We start from the raw sequence: 13,040 nt of genomic DNA, 5'->3' as shown, positions 1-13,040 counted from the left end.
GGCGTTTATGCCGTACGGCGGGTGAACTCTTTCACCTTGAATCCCAACACCGCGAGCGTGGCGAAGTATGCCACCACGCCGACCACCACAACGGCCATCAGGCGCATCAGGCGGAATGGCATGGTGCCCGCTGACCAGTCCGGCATGACATACAGCATGCCCAGCAATGCCGCCGACATCACCAGCACCGCGATCACCAGACGCACAAGAAAACGCGACCAGCCCGGCTGCGGCGTGAAAATATCCTGCTTACGCAGCTGCCAGTACAGTAGCCCGGCATTCAGGCAGGCCGCCAGACCAATCGACAGCGCCAGCCCGGCGTGTCTCAGCGGACCAATAAACGCCAGGTTCATCAGCTGGGTCATAATCAGCGTCACAATGGCGATTTTCACCGGCGTTTTGATGTCCTGGCGTGAATAGAACCCCGGTGCCAGCACCTTCACGACAATTAGCCCCATCAACCCTACCGAATAGGCAATAAGCGCCTGCTGGGTCATGGCGGCGTCATGGGCGGTAAATTTACCGTACTGGAACAGCGACACCGTCAGCGGTTTCGCCAGAATCCCCAGCGCCACCGCGCTAGGCAGCGCCAGCAGAAAGCAGAGACGCAGCCCCCAGTCCATCAGGCGGCAATACTCATCGTGGTTGCCGCTGGCAAAGCTTTTGGAGAGCGACGGCAGCAGGATGGTCCCCAGCGCCACGCCCAGCACGCCGGATGGAAACTCCATCAGACGGTCAGCGTAGTACATCCATGAGACCGAACCAGACACCAGGAAAGAGGCAAAAATGGTGTTGATGATGAGTGAGATCTGGCTGACGGAAACCCCGAGGATCGCGGGCCCCATCTGCTTAATAACCCGCATCGCACCGGCATCTTTAAGGTTGATACGCGGCAGGACCAGCATGCCGATCTTCTTCAGGTGCGGCAGCTGGTAAGCAAGCTGCAGCACGCCGCCCACGGTCACGGCCCAGGCCAGCGCCAGCACCGGCGGATTGAAATGCGGCGCGGCAAACAGCGCAAAGCCGATCATGCTGACGTTAAGAAACGTCGGCGCAAACGCCGGGACGGAGAAGCGGTTCCAGGTATTGAGTATCGCCCCCACCAGCGAGGCCAGCGAGATCAGCAGAATATAGGGGAAGGTAATGCGCAGAAGCTGCGAGGTCAGGGCAAATTTATCCGCCGTATCCGCAAAGCCCGGTGCCGTCACCATAATCACCCAGGGCGCGGCCAGCATCCCGATGACGGTCACCACCGCCAGTGCCAGGGTCAGTAGCCCTGAAACGTAAGAGACAAAAACGCGGGTCGCGTCCTCGCCCTGCTTGCTTTTATATTCTGCGAGAATCGGCACGAAGGCCTGGGAAAATGCGCCTTCCGCAAAAATACGGCGTAATAAGTTCGGCAATTTGAACGCGACGAAAAAGGCGTCCGTGGCCATCCCTGCACCAAATACCCTTGCCACAATGGCGTCGCGCGCAAAGCCGAGCACGCGGGAAAACATGGTCATCGAGCTGACGGCCGCCAGCGATTTTAATAAGTTCATTAACGTGAATTTCCAGAACCATACGGATTTGTAGACCGGGTAAGCGTAAGCGCCACCCGGCAAAGCCAACAAGCGGCGCTTAGTCTAACCGGATTTCAACGAATTACTATCCGCAGATGTTACAGCGAGTTATTCACTCATGGCGTCGCGCCAGAGCCTTTCTACAATGCGCTGCGCCAGAATCGCCTGCTCGCCGGAGGTTTCAGGAACCGTCTGATTTTGTACGCAGGTGATAAAGTGACGAGCACACCCGACAAAACCGCGCTGCTCCAGCGTGCTCTGCCAGCCGGGAACGGGCAGCGTCACCACGCCGTTGCCCTTCTCTTCTCGCCACTCACGCATGTCCGTAATGTCGACCAGCGCGCCGTCGGTCACCGCCTGCACGGATTCACGCTGGCTACCGGCCCGACGGTGCATGCTGGTGGTCACCTGAAGATGCTCAACGGCAAAGTGGTGTTCCGCATAGACCATCTGCCCCTGATCGTTTGTCAGCAGAGTGCCGCTTTTCAGCTGTGCATTGCCGTCCGTCAGCCATAACGCCGTATCCACAACGTGAAGATAATCATCCAGCAGGGTGAAGCGCAGATCGTTCGGCCCGACGCTGTCGGTGCGGTGCTTATCCATCCGCAGCGAGGCAAGCGTGCCCGACTGCGCCTTAAGCTGCTGATAAAGCGGTGCGAAGCGGCGGTTGAAGCCCACCATCAGCGTCAGCTTTTTGCGCGCGGCAAGCTCAATCAGCCGTTCGGCATCCTGAACATTTTCTGCCAGTGGCTTATCCACGCAGACGTGGACACCCGCGTTGAGCAGTTCGCTCACCACCTGATAGTGCGTTGCCGTTGAGGTATGCACAAATACCGCATCGCACTCGCGGGCTAATGCCTGAAGCGAGCTGGCATACGGAATGCGCCAGGTTTCACAGATGCGTTCGGCCTTCTCGCGCGTGGGCGACCAGGCCCCCTGCAGCGTCCAGTCAGATGCTGCGCCCAAAACCGGTAGCCAGGCTTTCTGCGCGATACCGCCCAGACCGACCACGCCAATGCGTAATTTTTTCACTGTTAGTCTCCCAGATGTGCCAGCAACGCATCCAGACGCTGTTTTAGCCCGGCGACCTCTTCTTCCAGGGCCTCTACGCGCGCGGCAAGGCTGTCATTGTTTTCAGGGCGATCCGATTCAGCCGCCGCGCTTGCGGCGTCAACATCACCACTGAACAGATGCATATAGCGGCTTTCGCGTTTTCCCGGCTCGCGCGCCAGACACACCACGTAAGGGCCATCCTCACGAGCCGCCAGACCTTCAAGCGTCTGTTCGACCTCCTGCATATCGTTGAACTCATGCATACGGGAAGCGCGCGTCCGCAGTTCCCCTGGCGTCTGTGCCCCCCGCAGCAACAGCGTGGTGATGACCGCCACTTCCGCGCTGCTCAGCTTCAGGTCGCCAAATTCGGAGTTACAAAAGCGCTGTTCATACTTCGTGACGCGGTTACCGAAGCCGCTGACGGTGCGCAGGTAGTGGCGTTTGACCAGCGCATCCAGCACGTCCTGAACATCATGCTCGCTGAGGTTCATCACCGGCTCACGGTTGGTTTTTTGGTTGCAGGCCATCGTCACGGCGTTGACCGAAAGCGGATACTGTTCCGGCGTGGTGACCTGTTTTTCCAGCAGGCTGCCGACAACGCGCGCTTCTGCACCGCTTAACTGATATTTCATCTTTTCTCCTTAACGACCTGCAGTCCAGTCCGGGGTGGTTAATGCGGTGAGGACATGATCGCGCCATTCGCCATCGATAAGCAGATAGTCTTTGGCGTAGCCCTCTTTCTCAAAGCCTAAGCGCGCCAGCAAATCCCCGCTGCGCTGATTATGCGGCATGTAGTTCGCCATAATACGGTGGATATGTTGCGTGCGTTGCATGTAGCGGATCGCCGCCGTTAACGCCTCAAACATCAGCCCCTGCCCCTGCCATTTCTGACCGATGGAGTAGCCGAGATAACAGGCATGGAACGATCCGCGCACCACGTTAGAAAAATTGGCGATGCCGATAATCTCTTTTTCTTCCGGATCCAGCAGCGCGAAATAAAATGCGCTGCCCTGTTTGTGAAATTCCGCGATCATACTGAGACGCGCCTGCCAGCCGGAGGGGTAACAATGGCTCTCATCCCGAACGGGTTCCCAGGGCTTTAAAAACTGGCGATTCTCGGCGTAATAATCCGCCAGACGCCAGGCATCACGCTCATGCACCAGACGAACGACGAGCCTGTCCGTTGTCAGACGCACTTTTGGCACATTGCTGCGATAGCCAAACATCGATACCACTCCTTCCCGTCACTTCTGTTCTACCGATTAGCTTTACTATACCTGCGCCTGCGCCGTCTGTGAAAACAGTGACATACCATTTTGACCTCTTTTCACATTTTTCGATGAGAACTCTCTATCAAAGCACCCTTTTGATAAAAAAATATTGTCACGCCCGGGGGTGGGAAAAAACGCGGCGACACCGCAGAATGTTAGCGTGCTCACCTTCTTATTTTCCCTGGAGGGAAAATGTCCCGCGTATCACAGGCCAGGAGCCTGGGTAAATATTTCCTGCTCGTCGATAACATGCTGGTCGTGCTCGGCTTTTTTGTCGTTTTTCCGCTTATTTCGATCCGCTTTGTCGATCAGATGGGCTGGGCGGCATTAATGGTTGGCATTGCACTGGGGTTGCGCCAGTTTGTCCAGCAGGGTCTGGGCGTCTTTGGTGGGGCCATTGCTGACCGCTTCGGCGCTAAACCGATGATCGTTACCGGCATGCTGTTACGCGCGGCAGGCTTTGCCACGATGGCAATCGCCCACGAGCCCTGGCTGCTGTGGTTCTCCTGCTTCCTCTCCGGGATTGGCGGCACCCTGTTCGATCCGCCGCGTACCGCGCTGGTGGTGAAGCTGATCCGCCCGCAGCACCGTGGACGCTTCTTCTCGATTCTGATGATGCAGGATAGCGCTGGCGCGGTGATTGGCGCACTGCTGGGCAGCTGGCTCCTGCAGTATGATTTCCGTCTGGTCTGTGCGACTGGTGCGGTGCTGTTTATTCTCTGCGCCTTGTTCAATGGCCTGTTCCTGCCCGCGTGGAAACTGTCGACGGTGAAAGCACCGGTGCGAGAAGGCCTGGGCCGCGTTTTGCGCGACAAACGCTTTGTCACCTATGTGCTCACCCTGACGGGGTACTACATGCTGACGGTGCAGGTCATGCTGATGCTGCCGATCATGGTTAACGACATTGCAGGAACCCCTGCCGCCGTGAAGTGGATGTATGCCATTGAGGCCTGCCTGTCACTGACGCTCCTCTACCCGATAGCCCGCTGGAGCGAGCGCCGCTTTCGTCTGGAGCATCGCCTGATGGCAGGGCTTCTGCTGATGACGCTGAGCATGATGCCCATCGGGCTCGTGAATTCACTGCAGCAGCTGTTCATGCTGATTTGCACCTTCTACATCGGCTCGATCATTGCCGAACCCGCGCGTGAGACGCTGAGTGCCTCACTGGCCGATGCACGCGCGCGTGGCAGCTATATGGGGTTCAGTCGACTTGGGCTCGCCCTTGGCGGCGCGCTGGGCTATGCCGGAGGCGGCTGGCTGTTCGACGCGGGTAAAGCGCTGAACCAGCCGGAACTGCCGTGGATGATGCTCGGCGTGGTAGGCTTTATGACCCTGCTGGCCCTGTGGTGGCAATTCAGCCAGAAGCGCAGCGCGAGCGGCATGCTCGAACCCGGCGCCTAGTTCTTCTTTCTGGCGGGCATCCTATCCCGCCTCAATTCTCAGTTTTTTCTGCTGGTTTCTCCTTATTCACACTGACATACTGGCGTATCAGGACAGATGCGCCGATTTTTCGTTGAGGAACACTATGAAGAAGATTGTCATTGCCGCTGCGTTAATTGTGAGTGGCCTGCTGGCAGGCTGTAACCAGCTTACGCAGTACACCGTCAGTGAGCAGGAAATTAATCAGGCGCTGGAAAAACATAATAACTTTGCCAAAGACATCGGCGTCCCGGGCCTTGCCGATGCCCATATCGTCCTCAGCAATCTCGCCAGCCAGATTGGTCGTGAAGAGCCGAACAAAGTCACCCTTTCCGGTGACGCCACGCTGGATATGACCTCATTATTCGGCAACCAGAAAGCCGATATTAAGCTGAAGCTCAAGGCGCTGCCGGTCTTCAACAAAGAGAAAGGGGCCATTTTCCTGCAGGAAATGGAGATCGTCGATGCGGTCGTCACGCCGGACAAAATGAAGCCGGTACTGCAAACTCTGATGCCTTATCTGAATCAGTCGCTGCGTAATTACTTCAACCAGCAACCCGCCTATGTCTTGAGCGAAGACAAGAGCAAGGGTGAAGCGCTCGCGAAAAAGTATGCAAAAGGGATAGAGGTGAAACCGGGAGAAATCATTATTCCTTTCACCGATTAACCTGAAGGGCGCGGAAGCGCCCTTTTTTTTCGCAGAAAAGTGTGCAAACGAAAACGTTTCCGCTTATGATTTGTGTCCGGCAAAAACAGCCATCCTTATGACTGATTCCTGACAAGCCGGAGCTTCCATGACTGCACAACCCCAGGTTCTAAAAATCCGCCGCCCTGACGACTGGCATATCCATCTGCGCGATGGCGATATGCTGAAAACCGTCGTGCCATACACCAGCGAAATTTATGGCCGCGCGATTGTTATGCCTAACCTGGTTCCGCCAGTCACGACCGTCGATGCCGCAATGGCTTACCGCCAGCGTATTCTTGACGCCGTTCCGGCGGGGCATGATTTCACCCCGCTGATGACCTGTTACCTGACAGATTCACTCGACCCGAACGAAGTGGAACGTGGGTTTAACGAAGGCGTCTTCACCGCGGCGAAACTCTACCCGGCCAATGCCACCACCAACTCCAGCCACGGTGTGACCAGCATTGATGCCATCATGCCCGTTCTGGAACGGATGCAAAAACTGGGCATGCCGCTGTTGGTACACGGGGAAGTGACGCACGCCGAGATTGATATCTTCGACCGTGAAGCCCGGTTTATCGAAACGGTAATGGAACCGCTGCGCCAGCGTCTGCCTGCCCTCAAAGTGGTGTTTGAACACATCACCACCAAAGACGCCGCGGAATATGTTCGCGATGGCAACGATCTTATCGCCGCCACCATCACGCCTCAGCACCTGATGTTTAACCGTAACCACATGCTGGTTGGCGGCGTGCGCCCTCACCTCTATTGCCTGCCGATCCTCAAACGCAATATCCACCAGCAAGCCCTGCGCGAACTGGTTGCGAGCGGTTTCTCCCGCGCGTTCCTGGGTACCGACTCCGCCCCGCACGCGCGTCATCGTAAAGAGGCCAGCTGCGGCTGCGCGGGTTGCTTCAACGCTCCGACTGCGCTGGCGAGCTATGCAACCGTGTTTGAAGAGATGAATGCGCTGGAACATTTTGAAGCGTTCTGCTCCCTCAACGGCCCACGCTTCTATGGTCTGCCGGTCAATGAGAGCTTCATCGAGCTGGAGCGTAAAGCCAGCCAGGTGGACGACGCGATTCCGTTGACGGATGACACGCTGATCCCGTTCCTGGCCGGTGAAACTGTACACTGGACGGTAAAACGTTAAAAAATCAACGCCTCCTGTTGTCAAACTCATAATATACCTGTATATATAAACAGTATATTACACAGGGGGCATTTATGCGTATTGAAGTCACCATTGCCAAAACAACCGTTCTGCCTGCTGGCGCACTTGATGCGCTGGCGGGCGAGTTATCCCGTCGTATTCACAGCACCTTTCCTGAAAATGATGGCGCCGTAACGGTACGTTACGCGGCCGCAAACAACCTCTCCGTCATCGGCGGTGCAAAAGAAGACAAGGATCGTATCCGCGAAATCCTGCAGGAAACGTGGGAAAGCGCCGACGACTGGTTCATAACAGATTAACCTTGCTCCCTCATTGTTTTGTTTTGCCGGGTCGCCCCGGCTTTTTTTTGTTTTTTTATCCTGGATAAGTTCAAATTATTTCAGCATCTTCTTAGAAATTCGTGAACAAGACGGTGTTTTATTGTTCGAAGAATCCTAAAACGCAGAAAAATGTGTTGCCAGCTGTTTATTTTTCTCTTCGGAACCCTTATTACTTGTATACTGAAGATGCTTTCAGAAAAACATGCATTGAACCTCAAAGCCGTTGTCTTCTAACACGCATTTAGGGGGTTATAATGGAAAAGAATAGTGAAGTCATCCAGACCCACCCGCTTGTCGGCTGGGATATCAGTACCGTAGATAGCTACGATGCGCTGATGCTGCGTTTGCACTACCAGACCCCAAATCAACTCAACCGTGACGAAGCGGAAGTTGGACAGACGCTGTGGCTTACAACAGACGTCGCCCGTCAGTTTATTTCTATTTTAGAAGCAGGTATCGCAAAAATAGAATCTGGCGACTATCAGGAAAATGAGTATAAACGGCATTAGTACAATGCCCATTTTTCACTCAACAGGCACCCACGTGGTGCCTTATTTATTTCTCCCTTGTGTCAGCCCGCATAGTTAATTACTCTGCTAACAAAGCGTGAGTTAACGAGATGCATATGAGATACGACTTAATCATTATTGGCAGCGGTTCCGTAGGTTCTGCTGCCGGTTATTACGCAACGCAGGCCGGTCTGAAGGTTCTGATGATTGATGCCCATCTTCCTCCGCACGCGGAAGGTAGCCATCACGGTGATACCCGTCTTATTCGCCACGCCTATGGTGAAGGAGAGCGTTATGTCCCGCTGGTCTTACGTGCCCAGATACTGTGGGATGAACTGGCAACGCTGACCGAAGAACGCATTTTTGACCGCACGGGGATTATCAACCTTGGCCCGGCCAGTTCTGCCTTTCTTGCGAACGTGGAACAGAGCGCGAAGGAATTTAATCTTGATGTTGAACGTCTGGATGCGAGCGGCATTATGCAACGCTGGCCGGAGATCGCCGTTCCGGATGATTACATCGGGCTGTTTGAAGCCAACTCGGGCGTACTGCATTGTGAAGCGGCCATTAAGACCTGGATTGATTTGGCGGCAAAAGCCGGCTGTGCCCAATTGTTCAACTGTCCCGTAAGCGGCATTACCCATCATGCTGACGGTGTCACCGTCACCACCGCTGACGGTGACTATTCTGCGTCTCGGCTGCTAATTAGCGCCGGAACCTGGGTAACAAAACTGCTCCCGGATCTGCCCATTCAGCCCGTGCGCAAAGTCTTCTCCTGGTTCCAGTCAGACGGGCGTTACAGCACGCAGAATAAATTCCCGGCATTCACCGGCGAGTTACCAAACGGCGATCAGTTCTACGGCTTCCCGTCAGAGAAAGACGCGCTTAAGATTGGCAAACACAACGGCGGACAAATTATCTCCACGCCTGAGGAGCGCAAACCCTATGGCGCATACCCTCAGGATGGTTCAGAAGCGTTCATGTTCCTGCGCACTATCCTGCCGGGCGTTGGCGGCTTGCTCTACGGCGCGGCCTGCACCTATGACAATACGCCTGATGAAGATTTCATCATTGATACCCTGCCGGGGCATGACAACACGCTGATCATTACCGGGCTCAGCGGCCACGGTTTCAAGTTCGCCTCCGTGCTTGGCGAAATTGCCGCGCAGTTTGCGCAGGGTATTACGCCGCCATTTGATCTGCAGCCCTTCTCGCTCTCACGTTTTAACGGATAATACCCGCCAGGCTCCGGTCTCCGGAGCCTCTTTTATCTGAGGAAAAATGATGCGCAGGATCGTCGATTTACTCGTCAATAATATTCGCGAGCATTTTATGCTCTATCTGTTGTTGTGGGCGCTGCTGGCAATCATTGATGTTATTTACATTGTATTTTATTGAAAAGAAACGCTTACGTTTATTGACATTTCTTGAGGTTAATTATTTTTTAACGCATCCACTGATTCCGCCTGAGATATATTGCTCGAAGCTTTTGAAATACATCCACGCAACACCTTCAAATACGCTGAAATAAATTAAATTAAAAACGTTATCTACTTATTTCAGTTGCAATATCCTCTATTCCCGTTCATTTTTATTGCTCGAATGATTTTGAGTGGTATCTCCTATGCAATTGCGTAATACCCCCCATCGCTACGGAATAATATCCATAGGCTTGCACTGGATATTCGCGCTTGCGGTGTATGCTATGTTCGGGCTTGGACTCTGGATGGTCACGTTAAGCTATTATGACGGCTGGTATCACCAGGCACCGGAACTGCATAAAAGCATAGGTGTCCTGTTGATGATGGGTCTGGTTGTTCGCGTAGTCTGGCGACATATTTCCCCGCCGCCAACCGCGCCGAAAACCCACGGTAAATTCACGCGCGTGAGCGCTGTCGCGGCCCATATTGCTCTCTACGCCCTGCTTTTTGCCATTCTGATTAGCGGATACCTTATTTCAACAGCGGATGGCAAGCCGATCAGCGTCTTTGGTCTTTTTGACGTTCCCGCCACGCTCAGCGATGCTGGCGTCCAGGCGGATACCGCAGGCGTTGTCCATCTGTGGCTGGCCTGGAGCGTGGTTATTCTTTCTGTCCTTCACGGGCTCGCGGCCCTCAAACATCACGTTATCGATAAAGACGACACGCTGAAGCGCATGCTTGGCCGTTCGTCTTCTGACTCTGGAGCATAAAATGAAAAAACACCTGCTGGGCATCGCCTTAGGTTCACTGTTATTCACCACCGGTTCTGCTGTTGCGGCTGATTATAAAATTGATAAAGAGGGCCAACATGCCTTCGTCAATTTCCGTATTCAGCATCTTGGCTATAGCTGGCTATATGGCACCTTTAACGATTTTGATGGCACCTTTACTTTTGACGAGAAAAATCCGGCAGCGGATAAAGTCAATGTCACCATTAATACCAATAGCGTGGATACTAACCACGCCGAGCGTGATAAACATTTACGCAGTGCAGAATTTCTGAACGTATCGAAATTCCCGCAGGCGACATTCGCCTCTACCGGCGTGAAAAAGGACGGTGATAAGCTGGATATTACCGGCAACCTGACGCTTAATGGCGTAACGAAACCCGTCACTCTCAATGCCAAATTGCTTGGTCAGGGTGATGATCCGTGGGGCGGGAAACGTGCAGGCTTTGAAGCTGCAGGTAAAATTCATCTGAAAGACTTTAACATCACCACGGATTTAGGCCCGGCATCTCAGGATGTTGAACTGATTATTTCCGTGGAAGGCGTTCAGCAGAAGGGATAAAAAAATGCCCGGCGGTATTTTCCGTCGGGCAAAAACATTACTCAGGGTCGGGAATACCCAGTTTGGTATTCAGACGTCCGCGGGATTTATTAAAAATCTTGTTCCCGTTTTCACGACCTGCGCGACGGCGACGCTGCTCTTCTTCCGGCAACACGCTCTCTTCGCTGCACAGCTCACTACAGCAGCCGTTAAATTTCTCAGCGCAGGTTGGACACTGAATAAACAGCAGGTGGCAACCGTCGTTTTTGCAGTTGGTGTGCGTATCGCAAGGCGTTCCGCACTGGTGGCAGTGGGCGATCACGTCGTCAGAAATACGCTCCCCCATGCGCTCGTCAAAGACAAAGTTTTTGCCGATAAAGCGCACCGGCAGACCCTGCTCACGCGCGCGGCGAGCATACTCAATGATGCCGCCTTCGATGTGCCAGACCTTGTTGAAACCGTTGTGCTTCATCCACGCACTGGCTTTCTCACAGCGGATCCCGCCGGTGCAGTACATCACGATCTTTTTGTCTTTATGTTCCTGCATCATCTCAACCGCTTTTGGCAGTTGCTCGCGGAAGGTATCAGCCGGAATTTCCATCGCGTTCTCGAAATGGCCCACTTCATACTCATAGTGGTTGCGCATATCGATAAAAACCGCATCAGGATCGTCAAGCATGGCGTTCACTTCAGCGGCCTTCAGGTATTCCCCGACGTCACCCGCATTAAAGCTGGGATCGTCAATACCGTCAGCCACGATACGCTCACGCACTTTCATGCGCAGAACCCAGAACGATTTCCCGTCATCATCCAGCGCAATGTTCAGGCGTAAGCCATTAAGCGCCGGATCGAAGCCGTAAAGAAAATCACGGAAGGCGTTCACCTGACTTTCCGGCACGCTGATCTGCGCATTGATGCCCTCACGCGCCAGATAGACGCGCCCGAAGACATTGAGCGCAGTCAATGCCTGATAGAGTTCATCGCGGGTCGCTTGTGGATCGTTGATAGTGAAGTATTTGTAGAATGAGATGGTCGTGCGCGGTTCGGTTTCAGCCAACATACGCGCCTTCAACATCTCATTCGATACGCGGTTGTGTAACACTGGCATGGTGTACAAGTCCTGCATTCGTTAGAGAATTAAAATCGGTCGGCATCATATAGCAAACAAAGCTAATTTACATCCACACAATTTACGCTACATTTCAGCCTACCTGATTTACCAGGATTAACAATTGCTGGATTCGTGCACGTTTCGATGACAGACATTTTGGCTACGTACTAAAAAATGCGAGAATAGCCATTCAGGACGTAAGAACACAGGACAGACATGACCCAGTTACCGAAATTTACTGCCGCCCTTTTGCATCCCCGCTATTGGTTGACCTGGATTGGCATTGGCTTGTTGTGGCTTATCGTACAACTTCCTTACCCGGTTATTTTCCGCCTCGGTAAAGGGATCGGCCACGTTGCCCGGAAATTCATGAAACGCCGCGTCAGGATTGCTCACCGCAACCTCGAACTCTGTTTTCCGCAGATGAGTGAGACAGAGCGTAACGATATGGTGGTTAAAAATTTCGAATCCGTTGGCATGGGTCTGATGGAAACAGGCATTGCATGGTTCTGGTCGGACAAAAGAATGGCCCGCTGGACGGAGGTTGCCGGAACAGGTATGGAGCCCGTGCACACATTGCAGGCTAATCAGACCGGCGTACTGTTGATTGGCGTCCATTTCCTGACGCTTGAAATCGGCGCGCGTATGTTTGGCATGCAGGCGCCTGGTATTGGCGTATATCGGCCGAATGACAATCCGGTCATCGATCTCATCCAGACTAATGGCCGCATGCGCTCTAACAAAAGCATGATTGACCGTAAGGATCTGAAGGGCATGATCCGCGCCCTCAAATCCGGTGAGGTGGTCTGGTACGCCCCCGATCACGATTACGGCCCGCAATCCAGCGTGTTTGTTCCGTTTTTTGCCGTCGAAGAAGCAGCGACCACCACAGGGACCTGGATGCTCGCCCGAATGTCGAAAGCGGCCATTGTTCCCTTTGTCCCACGCCGCAAGCCGGATGGTTCAGGCTATCAGCTCATCATGCTTGAGCCAGAACTCACGCCTCCTCTGGACGACGCAGAAACCACCGCGCGCTGGATGAACGATATTGTGGAGAAATGCATCATGATGGCACCAGAGCAGTACATGTGGCTCCATCGCCGCTTTAAAACGCGCCCGCAAGGCGTTCCCTCCCGATACTGATTGTCATGCGGCCTCCGGGCCGCATGCTGTTTTAGCTTTA

At 54.0% G+C, this 13,040-nt stretch carries 15 protein-coding genes; 10 read left to right on the top strand and 5 right to left on the bottom strand.

Annotated elements, in window-relative coordinates; translation table 11 throughout:
- Nucleotides 1–5 precede the first annotated feature (5 nt).
- The 4 genes from murJ to rimJ all read right to left on the bottom strand — a co-directional run bounded on the left by murJ (nucleotide 6) and on the right by rimJ (nucleotide 3,841).
- Nucleotides 6–1,541 (bottom strand): murein biosynthesis integral membrane protein MurJ, encoded by a 1,536-nt coding sequence (gene murJ / locus ACOQH0_RS08540; protein ID WP_089599868.1) that lies wholly within the window; start codon nucleotides 1,539–1,541, stop codon nucleotides 6–8.
- A gap of 129 nt (nucleotides 1,542–1,670) precedes the next feature.
- On the bottom strand, nucleotides 1,671–2,594 hold the full coding sequence (locus ACOQH0_RS08535; protein ID WP_174339342.1) for a Gfo/Idh/MocA family protein: 924 nt from the start codon (nucleotides 2,592–2,594) through the stop codon (nucleotides 1,671–1,673).
- 2 nt (nucleotides 2,595–2,596) lie between these two features.
- Nucleotides 2,597–3,247 carry a YceH family protein gene (locus ACOQH0_RS08530; RefSeq protein WP_421512001.1) on the bottom strand — a complete coding sequence of 217 codons (651 nt, stop codon included), beginning with the start codon at nucleotides 3,245–3,247 and terminating at the stop codon, nucleotides 2,597–2,599.
- A gap of 9 nt (nucleotides 3,248–3,256) precedes the next feature.
- Nucleotides 3,257–3,841 (bottom strand): ribosomal protein S5-alanine N-acetyltransferase, encoded by a 585-nt coding sequence (gene rimJ / locus ACOQH0_RS08525; protein WP_010429626.1) that lies wholly within the window; start codon nucleotides 3,839–3,841, stop codon nucleotides 3,257–3,259.
- A gap of 237 nt (nucleotides 3,842–4,078) precedes the next feature.
- Between rimJ and mdtH the strand changes: the two genes are divergently transcribed.
- From mdtH to ACOQH0_RS08480, 9 genes are all read left to right on the top strand, one after another.
- Nucleotides 4,079–5,287, top strand: a complete 1,209-nt coding sequence (mdtH, locus tag ACOQH0_RS08520) for a multidrug efflux MFS transporter MdtH (RefSeq protein ID WP_421511999.1) — start codon at nucleotides 4,079–4,081, stop codon at nucleotides 5,285–5,287.
- A 124-nt stretch (nucleotides 5,288–5,411) separates the two neighbouring features.
- Nucleotides 5,412–5,972, top strand: a complete 561-nt coding sequence (locus ACOQH0_RS08515) for a lipoprotein (RefSeq protein WP_420985162.1) — start codon at nucleotides 5,412–5,414, stop codon at nucleotides 5,970–5,972.
- A 127-nt stretch (nucleotides 5,973–6,099) separates the two neighbouring features.
- Nucleotides 6,100–7,146, top strand: a complete 1,047-nt coding sequence (gene pyrC / locus ACOQH0_RS08510; RefSeq protein ID WP_042718793.1) for a dihydroorotase — start codon at nucleotides 6,100–6,102, stop codon at nucleotides 7,144–7,146.
- Between the two features lie 74 nt (nucleotides 7,147–7,220).
- Nucleotides 7,221–7,466 (top strand): DNA damage-inducible protein I, encoded by a 246-nt coding sequence (gene dinI, locus ACOQH0_RS08505; RefSeq protein WP_010429615.1) that lies wholly within the window; start codon nucleotides 7,221–7,223, stop codon nucleotides 7,464–7,466.
- A 275-nt stretch (nucleotides 7,467–7,741) separates the two neighbouring features.
- Complete coding sequence (gene bssS, locus ACOQH0_RS08500) at nucleotides 7,742–7,996, top strand: biofilm formation regulator BssS (protein WP_003858012.1); 255 nt, start codon at nucleotides 7,742–7,744, stop codon at nucleotides 7,994–7,996.
- A 116-nt stretch (nucleotides 7,997–8,112) separates the two neighbouring features.
- Nucleotides 8,113–9,231 (top strand): N-methyl-L-tryptophan oxidase, encoded by a 1,119-nt coding sequence (solA, locus tag ACOQH0_RS08495; RefSeq protein WP_421511998.1) that lies wholly within the window; start codon nucleotides 8,113–8,115, stop codon nucleotides 9,229–9,231.
- 49 nt (nucleotides 9,232–9,280) lie between these two features.
- A complete protein-coding gene (locus ACOQH0_RS08490; RefSeq protein WP_010429609.1) occupies nucleotides 9,281–9,394 on the top strand; it encodes a DUF2770 family protein in 114 nt (37 codons plus the stop codon).
- 226 nt (nucleotides 9,395–9,620) lie between these two features.
- Complete coding sequence (locus tag ACOQH0_RS08485; protein WP_421511996.1) at nucleotides 9,621–10,187, top strand: cytochrome b; 567 nt, start codon at nucleotides 9,621–9,623, stop codon at nucleotides 10,185–10,187.
- Between the two features lies 1 nt (nucleotide 10,188).
- Complete coding sequence (locus ACOQH0_RS08480) at nucleotides 10,189–10,767, top strand: YceI family protein (RefSeq protein WP_010429605.1); 579 nt, start codon at nucleotides 10,189–10,191, stop codon at nucleotides 10,765–10,767.
- Nucleotides 10,768–10,804: 37 nt separating this feature from the next.
- On the opposite strand, the gene ACOQH0_RS08475 is transcribed toward ACOQH0_RS08480, so the two are convergent.
- A complete protein-coding gene (locus ACOQH0_RS08475) occupies nucleotides 10,805–11,854 on the bottom strand; it encodes a rhodanese-related sulfurtransferase (RefSeq protein WP_108418052.1) in 1,050 nt (349 codons plus the stop codon).
- Between the two features lie 219 nt (nucleotides 11,855–12,073).
- Between ACOQH0_RS08475 and ACOQH0_RS08470 the strand changes: the two genes are divergently transcribed.
- Nucleotides 12,074–13,000: a Kdo(2)-lipid IV(A) acyltransferase gene (locus tag ACOQH0_RS08470; RefSeq protein ID WP_218308031.1), complete on the top strand. Its 927-nt coding sequence runs from the start codon at nucleotides 12,074–12,076 to the stop codon at nucleotides 12,998–13,000.
- The last annotated feature ends 40 nt before the right edge of the window (nucleotides 13,001–13,040 follow it).

It is taken from the genome of Enterobacter sp. JS8-1 (assembly GCF_049187015.1).
Lineage (GTDB): Bacteria > Pseudomonadota > Gammaproteobacteria > Enterobacterales > Enterobacteriaceae > Enterobacter > Enterobacter mori.
Note: the sequence above shows the minus strand (reverse complement) of the source record. Positions and strands in the feature narration are given on the sequence as shown.